General features: G+C 62.1%; 14 protein-coding genes. 11 read left to right on the top strand and 3 right to left on the bottom strand.

Annotated elements, in window-relative coordinates; all coding sequences use genetic code 11:
* The first annotated feature begins 8 nt into the window (after positions 1-8).
* The 5 genes from alr to secA all read left to right on the top strand — a co-directional run bounded on the left by alr (position 9) and on the right by secA (position 6252).
* Positions 9-1154 carry an alanine racemase gene (gene alr / locus ACWGKN_RS09130; RefSeq protein ID WP_452095075.1) on the top strand — a complete coding sequence of 382 codons (1146 nt, stop codon included), beginning with the start codon at positions 9-11 and terminating at the stop codon, positions 1152-1154.
* Positions 1151-2809 (top strand): arginine--tRNA ligase, encoded by a 1659-nt coding sequence (gene argS / locus ACWGKN_RS09125; RefSeq protein ID WP_035230698.1) that lies wholly within the window; start codon positions 1151-1153, stop codon positions 2807-2809. The genes alr and argS overlap by 4 nt, the downstream gene beginning before the upstream one ends.
* Positions 2810-2826: 17 nt before the next feature.
* Positions 2827-3051 carry a hypothetical protein gene (locus tag ACWGKN_RS09120; protein ID WP_424255352.1) on the top strand — a complete coding sequence of 75 codons (225 nt, stop codon included), beginning with the start codon at positions 2827-2829 and terminating at the stop codon, positions 3049-3051.
* An 81-nt stretch (positions 3052-3132) separates the two neighbouring features.
* Positions 3133-3603 carry an N-acetyltransferase gene (locus ACWGKN_RS09115; protein WP_035230700.1) on the top strand — a complete coding sequence of 157 codons (471 nt, stop codon included), beginning with the start codon at positions 3133-3135 and terminating at the stop codon, positions 3601-3603.
* 93 nt (positions 3604-3696) lie between these two features.
* Positions 3697-6252 (top strand): preprotein translocase subunit SecA, encoded by a 2556-nt coding sequence (gene secA / locus ACWGKN_RS09110; RefSeq protein ID WP_035230701.1) that lies wholly within the window; start codon positions 3697-3699, stop codon positions 6250-6252.
* 179 nt (positions 6253-6431) lie between these two features.
* Here the strand turns inward: secA and ppk2 are convergent, their stop codons facing one another.
* Together ppk2 and ACWGKN_RS09100 are read right to left on the bottom strand one after the other, a co-directional pair.
* Positions 6432-7337: a polyphosphate kinase 2 gene (ppk2, locus tag ACWGKN_RS09105; protein WP_035230702.1), complete on the bottom strand. Its 906-nt coding sequence runs from the start codon at positions 7335-7337 to the stop codon at positions 6432-6434.
* A 121-nt stretch (positions 7338-7458) separates the two neighbouring features.
* Positions 7459-8262: a metallophosphoesterase family protein gene (locus tag ACWGKN_RS09100; protein WP_424255357.1), complete on the bottom strand. Its 804-nt coding sequence runs from the start codon at positions 8260-8262 to the stop codon at positions 7459-7461.
* A gap of 190 nt (positions 8263-8452) precedes the next feature.
* On the opposite strand from ACWGKN_RS09100, the gene ACWGKN_RS09095 reads away from it, so the two are divergent.
* Positions 8453-8887, top strand: a complete 435-nt coding sequence (locus ACWGKN_RS09095; RefSeq protein ID WP_035230703.1) for a hypothetical protein — start codon at positions 8453-8455, stop codon at positions 8885-8887.
* Positions 8888-8890: 3 nt separating this feature from the next.
* A complete protein-coding gene (locus tag ACWGKN_RS09090) occupies positions 8891-9358 on the top strand; it encodes a ferritin family protein (protein ID WP_452095074.1) in 468 nt (155 codons plus the stop codon).
* A gap of 21 nt (positions 9359-9379) precedes the next feature.
* On the opposite strand, the gene cls is transcribed toward ACWGKN_RS09090, so the two are convergent.
* Positions 9380-10885, bottom strand: coding sequence for a cardiolipin synthase (gene cls / locus ACWGKN_RS09085; RefSeq protein ID WP_035230705.1), 1506 nt, complete (start codon positions 10883-10885; stop codon positions 9380-9382).
* 313 nt (positions 10886-11198) lie between these two features.
* Here cls and argJ point away from each other — a divergent pair, with 313 nt between their 5' ends.
* The 4 genes from argJ to ACWGKN_RS09065 are packed head-to-tail and all read left to right on the top strand — an operon-like array spanning position 11199 to position 15234.
* Positions 11199-12386, top strand: coding sequence for a bifunctional glutamate N-acetyltransferase/amino-acid acetyltransferase ArgJ (argJ, locus tag ACWGKN_RS09080; protein WP_035230706.1), 1188 nt, complete (start codon positions 11199-11201; stop codon positions 12384-12386).
* Between the two features lie 12 nt (positions 12387-12398).
* Positions 12399-13991 (top strand): CHAD domain-containing protein, encoded by a 1593-nt coding sequence (locus ACWGKN_RS09075; protein WP_035230707.1) that lies wholly within the window; start codon positions 12399-12401, stop codon positions 13989-13991.
* Positions 13988-14734, top strand: a complete 747-nt coding sequence (locus tag ACWGKN_RS09070) for a ParA family protein (protein ID WP_035230708.1) — start codon at positions 13988-13990, stop codon at positions 14732-14734. The genes ACWGKN_RS09075 and ACWGKN_RS09070 overlap by 4 nt, the downstream gene beginning before the upstream one ends.
* Complete coding sequence (locus ACWGKN_RS09065; protein ID WP_035230709.1) at positions 14731-15234, top strand: SixA phosphatase family protein; 504 nt, start codon at positions 14731-14733, stop codon at positions 15232-15234. Before ACWGKN_RS09070 ends, ACWGKN_RS09065 begins: the two co-directional genes overlap by 4 nt.
* The last annotated feature ends 11 nt before the right edge of the window (positions 15235-15245 follow it).

Here is a 15245-nt window from a genome sequence, read left to right as displayed (position 1 = left end):
TGATGGTGATGGAACAGAGACTGGTGGTATCGAGGAATGAGGTCCGTATCGATTGTCGGGCCCTGCGACACAATTTCCGCTGCATAACCGAAGGGGTCGGACCAGGCGTCGCGGTGATGGCCATGGTCAAGGGCGATGCCTATGGTCATGGCATGGTCGAGACCGCTGCCGTCCTGGCCGACTGCGGCTGCCGGACCTTCGGCGTCGCCGAGCTGGTCGAGGCGGTCGCCCTGCGCGGGGCCGGAATCGGCGGCGATATTTTCGTCATCCTCGGCTTTGTCCCGGAGGAGGCGGAGCAGTTTCTCCTCCACGACCTGACCCCGGTAGTCTTCCTCGACCAGGACATCCGGGCCCTGTCGCAGGCGGCGGTGAGGCACGGGCGGGAAATCGGGGTGCATCTGAAGCTCGATTGCGGCATGGGCCGGCTCGGCCTGCTGCCGGCCGAGGTTCCGGCCTTCAAGCAGCGGATCGATGCCCTGCCCGGGATTTTCCTGGCCGGGGTCATGGCCCACCTGCCGGAGGCCGACCAGCGTCAGGCGGCAAGTACACCACAGATCTTTTCCTGCTTCCAGGACACCATTGCCCGGATTGGCGCCGGTTTCACCGGTATCCGCCATATCGCCAATTCCGGGGCGACCATGTATTTTCAGGATACGCACTGCGAGATGGTGCGGGCCGGCATCTCGCTCTACGGCTGCTATCCGGACGGGAGCGACGGCGCCGACATCGCCGCCGGCTCCAGGCTGCAGCCGGTGATGTCGTTCGCCACCCGGGTCGCCCAGGTCAGGGACCTGCCGGCCGGCAGCGGCATCAGCTACGGCCATACCTATATCACCACCCGGCCGACCCGGATCGCCGTCCTGCCGATTGGCTACGAGGACGGCTACCTGCGTGATCTGTCCAACAAGGGCGAGGTGCTGGTTCACGGCCGGCGGGCACCGATCCGGGGCCGGATCTGCATGAACCTGTGCATGGCCGATGTGACCGGGATCCCCGGGGTTACGGTCGGTGACGAGGTCGTGCTGCTGGGACGGCAGGGAGAGGCGGAGATCACCGCCGACGAGATTGCCGGCTGGATGGGGACCATCAGCTATGAGGTCCTGTGCCTGTTCGGCAACAACAACAGCAGAATTCACATTGATGGGGAGAGATGATCCGTTCACGGTTGAAAGGTGTCCTTGAGGAGTGTTTTGATCGGGGGGTGGCCGAAGGGGCCTGGTCGGCCGCCGGGGCCGGCAGGTTCGCCCTCGAACTGCCGAAGCGCGAAGGCCAGGGCGATTATGCCACCAATATGGCCCTGGTCCTGGCCGGCATCGAGAAGGCCAACCCCCGGGAGCTGGCGGCCAGGATTGCGGCCATGCTGGAGACGGGCAGCGATCTGGTCGACCGGGTCGAGGTCGCCGGGCCGGGGTTTGTCAATATCTTCATCCGCCCCGGGGTCTGGCGCGAGGTGGTGCCGCAGATCATCGCCCGCGGCCGGGATTTCGGCCGCAGCACCGTCGGCGGCGGGCGGAAGGTGATGGTCGAATTCGTCAGCGCCAATCCCACCGGGCCGCTGAGCATCGGCCACGGCCGCCAGGCCATCCTCGGCGATGCGATCGCCCGCCTGCTGGCGGTGACCGGCCACGACGTCTTCCGCGAGTACTACTACAACGATGCCGGGCGGCAGATGCGGGTGCTGGGCGAGTCGACCCGGGCCCGGTACCTCGAGCTGCTCGGGCTGCCGAATCAGTTTCCGGAGGACGGCTACCAGGGCGACTACATCCTCGACATCGCCCGCTCGCTGATGAACGAGGTCGGCGACAGCCTCAAGGATCACACCGATGTCACTCCCTTCAAGGAGAAGGCCGAGCGTCATATCTTCGCCGATATCTCCGCCACCCTCGAGCGGATGGGGATCGCCTTCGACAACTACTTCAACGAGCATTCGCTCTACGAGGACGGCAAGATCGACGAGGTGGTGGCCGAACTGCGGGCCAAGGGCTACGTCTACGAAAAGGACGGGGCGGTGTGGTTCCGGACCACCGAGTTCGGCCACGAGAAGGACCGGGTCATCATCAAGAACACCGGCGAACCGACCTACCGCCTGCCCGACATCGCCTACCATCGCGAGAAGTTCCGCCGCAATTTCGACTGGCTCGTCAACATCTTCGGCTCGGACCATATCGCCACGGTACCCGACGTCCTGGCCGGGGTGCGGGCCCTGGGCTACGACGACAGCAAGGTGACGGTGGTGCTGCACCAGTTCGTCACCCTGACGCGCGACGGCCGGCAGGTCAAGATGTCGACCCGCAAGGCGACCTTCGTCACCGTCGATGAGCTGATGAACGAGGTCGGCGTCGATGTCGTCCGCTTTTTCTTCATGATGCGCAAGGCCGACAGCCAGCTCGAGTTCGATCTCGATCTGGCGACCAAGGAGAGCCAGGAAAATCCGGTCTACTATGTCCAGTACGCCCATGCCCGGCTGTGCTCGATCCTGGCCCAGGCGCGGGAAAAAGGGGTGGAGCGGGCCGACTGCGCTAGCGTCGATCTGTCGCTGCTGGTGCAGCCGGAGGAGTTGCTGCTGTTCAAGACCATGTCGGCCTTTCCCGCCATGATCGAGACCGCGGCCCTGGAACTGGCGCCGCACAAGGTGATTTTTTACCTGATGGAACTTGCGGGGCAGTTCCATAGTTACTATAACAGACACAAAGTGATCACCGAGGACCTCGCCCTGAGCCGGGCCCGGCTCTGCCTGGTCGATGCCCTGCTCGTGGTACTCGGCAACGGCCTGGCCTTTGTCGGCCTGACGGCCCCGGAAAAGATGTAGGAATGTCCGCTCGGGAGATGAAACAGAACCGCAAGGTCAGGTTCGAGCTGAGTTGGGGCGGTGTCGCCGGGATCATGGCGGCCTGCGTCTGCATCTGCCTGTGGATGTTCGTCCTCGGGGTATGGACCGGCCAGGCGCTGCTCCAGCCTCCTTCTCCCCGGCAGCAATCGGCGGTAGAGGCCGGTCTGGCGATTATCGCCCCGCTGTTCGGGATTGAACGGCAGGGCGGACCGGACCGGTAACCTGCGATTCGTCTGGAACCAACCCCCTCACTGGCCTCAACGGCGGGTTGAGCTGTCAACCCGCAAGCGGATGTAATGCGTATGATACGTGCTGCACGGATGGAGGACGTGAAGAACATTCACGCCCTCATCAACAGTTTTGCCGGCGACGGGCTGCTGCTTCCCCGATCGATCAGCTCCCTCTACGACAAGCTGCGGGACTTCGTCGTCTATATCGACGACGATGAAATGCTGGTCGGCGTCTGCGCCCTGCAGATCACCTGGGACAACCTCGCCGAGATCCGGTCGCTGGCGGTGGATCGCAGTCTCCAGCGTCGCGGTATCGGGTCGCAACTGGTCCGGATCTGTCTTGACGAGGCCGCCAGGCTGGGGATCGAACGGGTATTCACGCTGACCTACCAGCCCGGATTTTTCCGCAAGCTCGGGTTCCGGGATATCGACAAGAAAAATCTGCCGCATAAGATCTGGAGCGACTGCCTCCACTGCCATAAGTTTCCGGACTGTGACGAGGATGCGCTGATGTTCGACAGCAGCCGGGGAGCGGAGGCCTAGGATGGCGATGCGGTCTCCGGAGCAGCGGTCGACAGTCTCGCTATCCGGCGAGTTGAGCGGCAATAGATATTTCACCTCAATTTCATAACGACAATGATTGGAACTGTCCTCACCAAGATTTTCGGCAGCAAGAACGACCGGGTCCTGAAACAGATCCAGCCGCTGGTCAACCGGATCAACGAGCTGGAGAAGTCGGTGCAGTCGCTCGACGATGCGGCGCTGGCGGCCAGGACGATTGAATTCAAGGAGCGGCTGGCCAAGGGGGAACCAGTTGACGACGTGCTGCCGGAATCGTTCGCGACCATGCGGGAGGCGGCGCGCCGGGTGCTTGGTGAACGCCACTACGACGTCCAGCTGATCGGCGGCATCATCCTCCACCAGGGCAAGATCGCCGAGATGAAGACCGGTGAGGGCAAGACCCTGACCTCGACCCTGCCGGTCTACCTCAACGGCCTGACCGGCAAGGGCGTGCATGTGGTGACGGTCAACGACTACCTGGCGGCCCGCGACGCCGAGTGGATGGGCAAGGTCTACACCTTTCTCGGCATGAGCGTCGGCAAGATCGTCCACGAGATGGACGACCAGGCCCGCCGTGCCGCCTATGCCGCCGATATCACCTACGGCACCAACAACGAGCTCGGCTTCGACTACCTGCGCGACAACATGAAGTTCGATCTGCGCGATTTCTGCCAGCGCGGCTTCAACTACGCCATCGTCGACGAGGTCGACTCCATCCTGATCGACGAGGCGCGGACGCCGCTGATCATCTCCGGCCCCGCCGACATCTCCACCGACCTGTACCAGAATGTCGACCGGATCATCCCCCGTTTCCAGCGGGACGTCCACTACACCGTCGACGAGAAGGCCCGCCAGGTGTCCCTGACCGACGAGGGGGTAGTCTTGGGCGAGGAGCTGCTCGAGGTCGAGAACCTCTATGATCCCGGCAGCATCGAGAAACTGCATCACCTCAACCAGGCCCTCAAGGCCCATGTGCTGTTCCAGCGCGATGTCGACTATATCGTCAGCAACGGCCAGGTGGTGATCGTCGATGAGTTCACCGGCCGGACCATGGAGGGACGGCGCTACAGCGACGGCCTGCACCAGGCCCTGGAGGCCAAGGAGAAGGTCAAGATCGAGAAGGAGAACCAGACCCTGGCCTCGATCACCTTCCAGAACTACTTCCGGATGTACGACAAACTGGCCGGCATGACCGGCACCGCCGACACCGAGGCCCCGGAGTTCAAGAAGATCTACAACCTCGATGTCGTCGTCATGCCCACCAACCAGCCGATGATCCGCGACGACTACGCCGATGTCATCTACAAGAACGAGGCCGCCAAATACCGGGCGGTGGTCCGCGAGATCAAGCAGATGCACGAGGCCGGGCGGCCGGTGCTGGTCGGCACCATCTCCATCGACGTGTCGGAGAAGATCTCGGCGATGCTGAAGAAGGAGAAGATCGAGCACGAGGTCCTGAACGCCAAGCACCATGCCCGCGAGGCCGAGATCATCGCCCTGGCCGGGCAGTACGGCCGGGTGACGATCGCCACCAACATGGCCGGCCGCGGCACCGATATCAAACTCGGCGAGGGGGTGCGGGAGGTCGGGGGGCTGCATATCCTCGGGACCTCGCGGCATGAGTCACGGCGCATCGACAACCAGCTGCGCGGCCGCTCGGGACGCCAGGGCGATCCCGGCTCGTCGCGCTTCTATCTCTCGCTCGAGGACGACCTGCTGCGGATCTTCGGTTCCGGCCGGATCACCGGCATCATGGACAAGCTGGGCATGGAGGAGGATGAACCGATCGAGCACAGCATGGTCAGCCGGGCGATCGAGAACGCCCAGCGCAAGGTCGAGGGGCACCATTTCGATATCCGTAAGCATCTCCTCGAATATGACGACGTGATGAACAAGCAGCGCGAGGTCATTTATCGCCAGCGGCGCGAGGTCCTCGAGGACGACGATGTCGCCGGGGCGATCCAGGACATGACTGCCGAACTGGTCGACGGAATCGTCGCCGAGATCGCCTCGAGACACGGCGATTCGGAGGGCTGGGATTGGCAGGCCCTGGCCGACCGGATAACCGAAACCTTCAATTTCCCGTTCAGCTGGCCGGAGGACGAGCGGCGCGACCTGAAGGCGGATACGCTGCGGGAGCGGGTGACAGAAATGGTCCAGCAGGCCTATCGGGCGCAGGAGGAGCGCAACGGCACGGAGACCCAGCGCCAGCTGGAAAAGCTGCTGCTGCTGCAGATGGTCGACACCCACTGGAAGGAGCATCTGCTGTCGATGGACCACCTCAAGGAGGGCATCGGTCTGCGCGGCTACGGCCAGAAGAACCCGCTCAACGAGTACAAACGCGAGGCCTTCCAGCTCTTCAGCGGGGTCATTCAGACGATCAAGCAGCAGACCGTCTCGCACCTGTTCAGGGTGCGGGTCATCGACCCGGAAGAGGTCGAACGGCTGGAAGAGGAACGGCGGCGCAAGCAGGCGGAGGAGCAGGAACGGCTGCTGAACCGCCATCTGGCCGAAGGGGATCCGGCAGGGCACCAGCCGGTGCGGCGGGAAGGGGACAAGATCGGCAGAAATGCCGATTGCCCCTGCGGCTCGGGCAAGAAATACAAGAAATGCTGCGGCCGGTTCAAATAAGCCGTTCTATAAAAATAACCGTAACAGTGGAGCGTCGTTACTGGCATCAGGGGCCGTAACGAAAGGGGTGAATATGTAGTGGCTGTTTCGTAACGGCCCCTGAATCGCGCCGAAGATTGGACGACCGACAATGGCCGATACCCGCTGGGGTATCGGCCATTGTCGTTTTCAGGGGCGAATCAACCGCGCAGTTCCCGGGGCTGCATCAGGTTCTCCTCCATGTGTTTCAGCTCCTCGATGCCCGAGATGATGATCTCCGGGTCGGGGCGCAGTTCCTCTTCCGCCAGCCTGTCCCGGTAGTCCATGTTGCTGAGGACGAATTTCATGCAGTTGAGCCGGGCCTGTTTCTTGTTGTCGGAACGGACGATGGTCCAGGGGGCGATGGTACGGTTGGTCTCCGACAGCATCTGAAACTTGCGCACGGAATACTGGTCCCAGTATTTCTGGGCGAGATTGTCGATCGGCGATAGTTTGTACTGCTTCAGGAGGTCGGTCTTGCGGCACTCGAACCGTTCCTTCTGCACTTCCTTGGAAACAGAAAAATAGAACTTGAACAGCTTGATGCCGTTTTTGACCAGCATCTCCTCGAACATCGGCACATCCTTGAGAAAGCGTTTGTTCTGTTCGTCGGTGCAGAAGCCCATCACCGGTTCGACCATCGCCCGGTTGTACCAGCTGCGGTCGAACAGGACGATCTCCCCGGCCGAGGGCAGGTGGGCGATGTAGCGCTGGAAATACCACTGGGTCATCTCGGTTTCGTTCGGTTTGGTCAGGGCCACCACCCGGGCGTTGCGGGGGTTGAGGTGTTCGGTGAAACGTTTGATGGTCCCTCCCTTGCCGGCGGCATCCCGCCCCTCGAAGATGGCGAGGACCTTGTCGCCGTTTTCCTTCATCGTCAGCTGCAGCTTCATCAGCTCGATCTGCAGTTTCTTCAGTTCCTTCTCATACTCGATCTGGCTCCTGCTGACCCATACCGCGATCTTGTCTTCGCCCTTCTTGCCGTCGCTATTCTTGTAGGCGGTTCCTTCGGCGAGTCTGATGTTTTCATCCTCAGCTTTTTCCTGTTTCTTTGCTTTCTTGGCCATGGTGCCTGGTATCCTCCGGTTCAGGTTGTGCTTGAGTCGATCGGGGTTGGGTGCCGACGTGGTCGGGTAGGGCGCGGTATCGTTGCTACGGTAGCAGATTTCCGGCGGAAAGTGCAATTACTCAATTGAGTTTTCTTCCCTCCCGGTACATCCTGGCGTAAATCTCCGGGAGCCGACAGCCGGCCAGGGCCCTGATCACCGTCTCGATGTCGTAGGCGATGCGGAAATGCTCGACCTCGACCGCATCGGCGGACAGGCGGAGCACGGCGCAGCTGACCCGCGGATCGCCGTCGAACATCCGGCCGGCCGAGCCGGGGTTGATGAAGTGGATGCCGGCGATCAGCTTGTGGTAGGGGGTATGGGAATGACCGGTGACGATGATCTCGGAACGGCTGGCGGCGGCGAGTTCGGCAAAGCGCTCGTTCGGGGTATCGGCAAAGAGGAACTCGTGCGGTTCGGCCGGGCTGCCGTGGTGGAGGCCCACCGTCCGGCCGACCGGCCCGCTATCCCCCACGGCCAACTGCAGGTCGAGATACGCCGGCATGGCGAACAGGTCGTTACGGCCTTCCTCGTCGAGCTGGCCGGCGGTCGAGGTGTACATGATCCGCTTGTCGATATTCCGCGGCTTGTTGAGCGGTTTTCCCTGCAGCAGGCGGATGACCTTTTTGTCGGTATTGCCGAGGATCGAGATCGCCTGATGCTGTCTGAGCCAGCGCAGGGTCTCGGAGGGAAAGGGGGCGTAGACGACGGAATCGCCGCCGTTGAGGATCAGGTCGAAATGCTCGTCGGCGAAGAATTGTTCGATCGCCGCCAGGGCCGGGAAATTGCCATGAATGTCCGAGAGCAGCAGGATGTTGAGCATATGGCCGTAACTGTCGTGGGGAAAGGCGATGGAGGGGAGCGGACCATGGTGGCGGCCGATCATTCGTCAGACACCGCCACCTGCCAGACTATCAGCTCGGGTCTTCCAGGGCAACCGGAAATCCCGAGAATCTTCGGCCGTTGTGCCTGCCGGGAGCACCTTGAGGTTTTGCATCCGTTCATTTCATGCTACCCTGGTTGCCGAGGCGTACAGACCGGTACGCGACATCAAATTCAGGGAAAAGGAGACCGGAATGGTGAGAAAGTTTCTGTCCGTCGGCGCTGCCGCCATGCTGCTGCTGTCAGCCGTGGTCTGTCAGGCCGGCGACAAATACGAGGAGGCCCGGCAGCTGTTCGAGGAGTATGTGCCGGCGCTCGAGACCTATCTCGACGTCGTCGAAAAGGCGGAAAGCGCCCCGGTCTGTGCCAGGGCGATCAACACCCTCGCCAACGAGGCGGAGGAACTGGCGCCGAAGTTGCGGGAGCTGAACAGAAAATATCCGGAACTGCAGTATGAGCAGTCGGTCCCGCCGCGCTATGCCGAACTCGAGAAGAAGGCCGATGCCCTGGGAGTGAGGTTCGGCCGGTCGTTCATCCGCATCGCCCGGTTCATGGAGGATCCGGCGGTCGCCAAGGCCAACGACCGCCTCATCACCGCCATGGCCAGGCTGGATCCGGCAGGAGAATAGACGATGTTCACCTTCGATGATATCCGCGCCATTGCGGTCCAGATCGAAAACAACGGCGAGTCGGCGTACCGGCGGGCGGCGGCCCGGGTCGACGATCCGCGGTTGGCCGAGCTGTTCAGGTGGATGGCCGAGGAAGAACAACGGCACGGCCGATATTTCGCCGGCATCAAGGGGGCGAGGCTGGCCGAAGCCGGGGCGGAGGCGGCTCAACGGATGGGGCGGGAGCTGCTGCAGGAGATGGTCAAGGATCAGACCTTCTCCCTCGACGGCGACGATCTCGCGGCCGCGGTCGATATCTCCGCGGCCCTGCGGCAGTCGCTGGCCTTTGAGGAGGATACCATCCTCTTCTATCAGTTTCTCAGTGATCTCATCGATGATGCGGTCGTCAAGGAGCAACTGGCCGCGATCATCACCGAGGAGCGCCGTCATGTGACGCTGCTGGCCGGGATGCTCGACGACGGCGGGGCCTGAGCGACCATTCTCTTCGCCATCCTACAGCAGCGGTCCGATCAGGAGGGCAAAGTTCTCCTTGAACCGTTCGACCCGTGAACGGTGCGCCAGGGTCGAACGGTCGAGCGGCACCGACTGGTCTTCGTACTGCTGCTGCAGAGTGCACAACCGGCGGGTGAACGCCGTATTGTAGACGAAGAGGGTCGATTCGAAGTTGAGCCAGAAACTGCGCATATCGAGGTTGACCGAGCCGACCAGGGCGAAGTCGCGGTCGACGGTGATGGTCTTGGCGTGGAGGAGGCCGTCGGTAAACTGGAGGATGGTCACTCCGGCCTCGACCAGTTCCTCGAACCGGGCCCGGCTGGCATATTCGACCAGCAGCGAGTCGTTCTTCGAAGGGACGATGATCCGCACGTTGACGCCGCGCTGGGCGGCGGACTTCAAGGCGACGAGCAGAGGTTCGTCGGGGATGAAGTAGGGCGTGGTGAGCACCAGTTCCCGGCGGGCGGCGTAGATGGTGGTCAGCAGCAGGCTGTGGATCGCGTCCTGGGTCATGCCGGGGCCGGAGGGAACGAGCTGGACGGCGATATCCCCGGTCGGCGGCGACGGATGGATATCGGCGATCCGCCGGACCGTGTCGATATCCTCGCGCACCGATTTCGGCCGGAAATGGCGGATGTCGGCATCGAGGATCCAGTCGCTGACGAAGGTGCCGGCCAGGGTCTCGACCACCGGACCGCGGATGCGCACCATCAGGTCGATCCACCTGCCGACCCCGGCGTCCTGCTTGAACACCTGGGGGTCGACCATGTTCTGGCTGCCGGTATAGGCGATCCTGCCGTCGATGACCACCAGCTTGCGGTGGTTGCGGATATCGATTCTGGCGAACAGGGCGGAGAAGATTCCGGCCGGCAGCGATTCCTGGATCCTCACCCCCACCTTCCGCATCCCCGCCGCCTCCCGGCTGCGGAGAAAATCCCGGCTGCCGATGGCATCGAGCAGCAGGCGGCAGCGCACCCCCCGCCGCGTCGCCCGGACGATGGCGGCCATCACCTCGTCCACCATCCCTCCCGGCTCCCAGATATAGAACTGGAGATGACAGGTGGACCGGGCCTTTTCGATATCGTCGATAATGGCCCTGATGATGTCTTCCGTTCTCTCGATCAGTTCCAGGGCGTTGCCGTCGAGGGCGGGAATGCCGGCCAGTGCCTCGGCCTGCAGCTGCAGGGGGCCGCACCCGGGGCTGAGGTGCTGCCATTGCACCGGTGGCCGGCCGTGCAGGGTCTGCAGCCAGTGCTGGTAATGGGCATTGGAATTCAATATCCGCGCCGTCCTCTTGTCGGACAGGCGGTTCTCGCCAAGCAGCAGATAGATGACCCCCCCGGCGAAGGGGATGAGGAGGATGACGACCAGCCAGGCGAGGGTGATCGGGTACGGGCGCCGGCGCATGATGACCCGGAGCGACAGTCCGACCCGGATGGTCAGGTCGGCGAGGAGTACGATGGTCGAAATCAGGTGATAGCTCCAGTGTACCGGATCGGGGGCCATAAGGAAAAAAACACCGTGTCGGGAATCGTCGTTTGATGATGGGCCATGCCGCCGCACCGGAATCGAGGGGTAGTAATACTGTCTTTTTTCCGGAACGCAGCGATCGGCGGCTCCGGAAGGGAGCATACTGCCAGCCCATTTTATACTAGCATAGACAGGGATAGCGGTGGTAGATTATTATGAATATTATTTTCCGAGCGGGGGCAGGCGCCGCTTTCGGAGGGTCGGAGGAGGCCGGTCTGGGTAGACCGTCGTGCGGCCAGGGGGACCGTGCATGCCGGAAGAGGGAGATTTTTTTTGAATGGAAGGTTGCATGGGTGTCAAAGGTTTTTCCACCTCCGCTGTCGCGGCCGGCATCAGGTACGCCGATCGGCTTGACCTCGGACTGATTTTCAGCGATACGCCGGCAGTCACCGCCGGGGTATTCACCACCAACCAGATCAAGGCGGCGCCGGTACTGATCGATGTCGAACGCCTGAAACAGGGACGAGCGCAGGCGATCCTCGTCAACAGCGGCTGCGCCAATGCCTGCACCGGCGAGCAGGGCATGGAGAATGCCCGCCATGCCGGCATGCTGGTTTCGCAAGCGCTGAACATCCAGGATGTCCTGGTCCAGCTGGCCTCGACCGGGGTGATCGGCGAACAGCTGAACGTCACGGCCATCGAGAACAGCGTCGATCAGCTCGTTGCCGGGCTGTCGCCCGACAATTTCGAACAGGTGGCTCGAGCGATCATGACCACCGATACGGTCCCGAAGACGGTCTGCCGCACGATCAATATCGGCGGCAAGGATGTCAATATTGCCGGGATGGCGAAGGGCTCGGGGATGATCATGCCGAATATGGCGACCATGCTCGCCTTTGTCCTGACCGATGTCCAGATCAGTTTTCCCGAACTCCACGCCGCCCTCGTCAGCGGTGTCGCGAGTACCTTCAACCGCATCACCGTCGATGGCGATACCAGCACCAACGACATGGCCCTGGTGATGGCCAACGGTTGTGCCGGCAACCCCTGGATCGACGAGGATGCCCCGCAGCAGGACCGGCAGCTCTTCCGCGATACCCTTGAAGAGGTACTGAAGGAACTGGCCCTGATGATCGTCACCGATGGCGAGGGGGCGACCAAGACCATCACCATCCGGGTCTGCGGGGCGAAAGAAAACGAGGAGGCCGAGCGTCTGGCCAGGACCATCGCCAATTCCAGCCTGGTGAAAACCGCCTTTTTCGGGGAGGATGCCAACTGGGGCCGGATCATCGCCGCCATGGGACGTTCGGGCGTGCGATTCAATCCGGACAAGGTCGACATCGCCTTCAACGACGTGCTGATCGTCAAGAACGGCCAGGGCCTCGGCAAGGAAGCCGAGTCTGCCGCCACCCGGGTGCTCAAGGAGAAAAATTTCGCCGTGTGCGTCGACCTCAAGGACGGGGCGGGCTGCGAAGAGATTTACACCTGTGATTTTTCTGTCGATTATGTGAAGATCAACGCCAACTACCGGTCCTGACGGCCGCTGCCGATGATCGAACAGGCCCCCGCCTCCATCTTCCTCGTCGGTGCTGATTTTGATGCCGCCGCCATCGCTTTTCGCCTCGGTGGCGACTGCGCCGTCAGAGAGGTGGAGATCGATGAAGGGAAGGAGGAATTCCTCGACACCTTCGAATGGGGACTGTACCGGTCAGACCTGGCGCTGGCCCGCAGGGGACAGCGGTATCGGCTGTATGCGGCGGATGGGACGGTGCTGGGGGAAGGGAAGGGGCCGCGCAGAAAAAGGCCGTTCCGGTGGGATTTTCCCGACGGCCCGATTCGCGACGGGATCAGCGAAGGGGCCGATATCCGCGCCCTCTGTCCGAAACTGCAGTTGTCCAGGGTTCGCCGGTCGTTTCATCTCCTCAACGAAGACGAGAAAACCGTTCTCAGGCTGTGGCTCGACCACGTTGTCGTCAACGGCGACAATCGGGGACCGGTCACGCAGACGCAGCTGCATCTGGTCGGAGTCCGCGGCTATGACCACGAATATCAGGCTGTCCGTAGTCTGCTTGAGGAAGATGGACTGGAGCAGCCGACCGACCGGACGCACTTCCTGGCCCCGGTCCTCTCGGGGGCGGGTATCACCATTGGTGCCGCCGGCTCGAAGACGGTTGTGATCCTCGAGCGGGATATCTCCATGCGGGACGGTCTGCGCCAGGTGGGGCTGGCCGTGTTCGGCGACATCCGGAGAAACCTGCCGGGGACGATCGACGACATCGATACCGAATTTCTCCATGACCTGAGGATATCGCTGCGTCGCACCCGTTCGCTGCTGTCGATCTTGGCCAGGGCCCTCCCCGGTGTTCATTGTGATCATTTCCGCTCCGAGTTCCGGTGGATCACCCAGGCGACCGGCAAGGTCCGTGACTGCGATGTCTATCTGCTGAAGGAGGAAGAGTACCGCAGCATGCTGCCGGTCAGCCTCCATCCCGGGCTTGCCGGTTTTGTCCGGGGAATGCGGGCGTTCAGGAACAAAGAATTCAGGGCGATGAAAAAACAACTGAAATCGCCGCGGCTGGTGCGTCTGCTCAAGGAATGGCAGCATTTTCTGGAAAATCTGCCCCAGCCGGCCGACTCGACGGAGCAGGACCGTCCGTGCCGGGGTTTTGCCGCCAGGGCGGTAAAGAAACGATTCAGGAAGGTCCTGCTGGAGGGTGAAAAACTGGGTCCCGACAGCCCCGACACCATGCTTCACGCCCTGCGGATCGAGGCGAAAAAACTGCGCTATCTCCTCGAATTCTTTTACTCGCTGTTCCCTGCGGAGGAGGTTGGCCTGCTGGTCAAGCACCTGAAGAAACTGCAGAACAATCTCGGAGACTACAACGATCTGGCCGTGCAGCAGGCGATGCTCGGAACCTTTCGCAGCCCTGGCCGGGTCGATGACCCGAAACAGGTCCTGGCCATTGCCGCCGCCCTTGGCGGCCTGGTGACCCGGATCGCCGAACGGCAGCAGCAGGTTCGCGGTGAGTTCGAGGCCACCTTCGCCGATTTTGCCGGCGACGACAACAGGGAACTGGTGCGCAGGATCACCGCAACCGCAGGCGATGGCCAACTCTCCGCAGGACATGGTGCCCGGCAATGAAAACAGTGGCTATCTACAGCAGCAAGGGCGGGGTGGGCAAGACCGCCACCGCCGTCAACCTCGCCTACACCGCTTCCATGTCCGGGCAGCGGACCCTGCTCTGCGACATGGACTCGCAGGGGGCGGCTTCGTACTATTTCCGGATCAAGGCGAAGAAGAAATTCAACAGCGAGAGACTGCTCGATGGCGATATCGCGAAGAATATCCGGGGGACGGATTTTATTCACCTTGACCTGCTGCCGGCACATTTTTCCTTCCGCAACCTTGATCTCGCCCTGAACGAATTCAGCAAAAAAAAACGGCGGCAGGCCCTGGTCAGACTTTTTGCCCCCTTAGCCGAGGACTATGAAATCCTCATCCTCGATTGCCCTCCGAATCTGACCCTGCTCTCGGAGAACATCATCGAGGCGGCCGATGTCCTCATCTGTCCGGTCATTCCCACCACGCTGTCGCTGATCGCCCTGGAGCAACTGCTCAAGCTGTTCACCAAACTCGGTGCCGACAAGGACAAGATCCTCGCCTTTTTCTCCATGGTCGAACGGCGGAAGTCCATGCACCTGGCGACCATGGAGAAGTACAGCAAATATCAGTTGTTTTTAAAGACCTCGATCCCCTTTCTGGCCGAGATCGAAAAAATGGGCATCCTCCGCCAGCCGGTCGGGGCGGCGGCTCGACAGTCACCGGCCGCCCGGCAGTACGAAAAACTGTGGCAGGAAGTGATACAACGGAGCGAACCGGCATGAGAAGGCTGTATCTGATCCGTCATGCCAAATCGAGTTGGGCGGAGGCGGGGCTGGACGATTTTGACCGGCCGCTGAACCACCGCGGCAAGGCCGACGCCCCCTTCATGGGGCGGAGACTGTCCGGCCACGGGGTACGCCCCGACCTCATTGTCGCCAGTCCGGCGAAAAGGGCCAGGAAGACGGCCCGCATCATCGCCGAGGCGCTTGGATTCGCGGAGAAATCGATTCACCTTGATTCGGCGCTGTACATGGCCGAGGTGCCGGCCCTGCTCGAGACCATCGCCGGGGTACCGGACAGCACCGAGGAACTGGCCCTCGTCGGTCACAACTACGGCATCACCGACCTCGCCGAATGGCTGACCGGGCGGAGCATCGGCAATATCCCCACCTGCGGCGCCGTCGGCATCGAATTCGACTGCCGGTCATGGTCAGAGCTCAAGGAAGGATCCGGCCGCCTGCTGTTCTTCGACTACCCCAAAAAACATTCCGGCCGCGAATAATGACGGCCGGC

The organism is Desulfoprunum sp. (genome assembly GCF_053613775.1).
The sequence above is the reverse complement of the archived record's forward strand: the minus strand, read 5'-3'. Positions and strand labels throughout refer to the sequence as shown.

Excerpts from the sequence above, each read along its gene's own strand:
- ACWGKN_RS09090 (WP_452095074.1), top strand. The coding sequence starts at position 8,891 with ATGTTCACCTTCGATGATATCCGCGCCATTGCGGTCCAGATCGAAAAC.
- ACWGKN_RS09065 (WP_035230709.1), top strand. The coding sequence starts at position 14,731 with ATGAGAAGGCTGTATCTGATCCGTCATGCCAAATCGAGTTGGGCGGAG.
- secA (WP_035230701.1), top strand. The coding sequence starts at position 3,697 with ATGATTGGAACTGTCCTCACCAAGATTTTCGGCAGCAAGAACGACCGG.
- ACWGKN_RS09100 (WP_424255357.1), bottom strand. The coding sequence starts at position 8,262 with ATGATCGGCCGCCACCATGGTCCGCTCCCCTCCATCGCCTTTCCCCAC.
- ACWGKN_RS09120 (WP_424255352.1), top strand. The coding sequence starts at position 2,827 with ATGAAACAGAACCGCAAGGTCAGGTTCGAGCTGAGTTGGGGCGGTGTC.
- argS (WP_035230698.1), top strand. The coding sequence starts at position 1,151 with ATGATCCGTTCACGGTTGAAAGGTGTCCTTGAGGAGTGTTTTGATCGG.
- ACWGKN_RS09095 (WP_035230703.1), top strand. The coding sequence starts at position 8,453 with ATGGTGAGAAAGTTTCTGTCCGTCGGCGCTGCCGCCATGCTGCTGCTG.
- ACWGKN_RS09075 (WP_035230707.1), top strand. The coding sequence starts at position 12,399 with ATGATCGAACAGGCCCCCGCCTCCATCTTCCTCGTCGGTGCTGATTTT.
- ppk2 (WP_035230702.1), bottom strand. The coding sequence starts at position 7,337 with ATGGCCAAGAAAGCAAAGAAACAGGAAAAAGCTGAGGATGAAAACATC.
- ACWGKN_RS09070 (WP_035230708.1), top strand. The coding sequence starts at position 13,988 with ATGAAAACAGTGGCTATCTACAGCAGCAAGGGCGGGGTGGGCAAGACC.
- cls (WP_035230705.1), bottom strand. The coding sequence starts at position 10,885 with ATGGCCCCCGATCCGGTACACTGGAGCTATCACCTGATTTCGACCATC.
- ACWGKN_RS09115 (WP_035230700.1), top strand. The coding sequence starts at position 3,133 with ATGATACGTGCTGCACGGATGGAGGACGTGAAGAACATTCACGCCCTC.
- argJ (WP_035230706.1), top strand. The coding sequence starts at position 11,199 with ATGGGTGTCAAAGGTTTTTCCACCTCCGCTGTCGCGGCCGGCATCAGG.
- alr (WP_452095075.1), top strand. The coding sequence starts at position 9 with ATGGAACAGAGACTGGTGGTATCGAGGAATGAGGTCCGTATCGATTGT.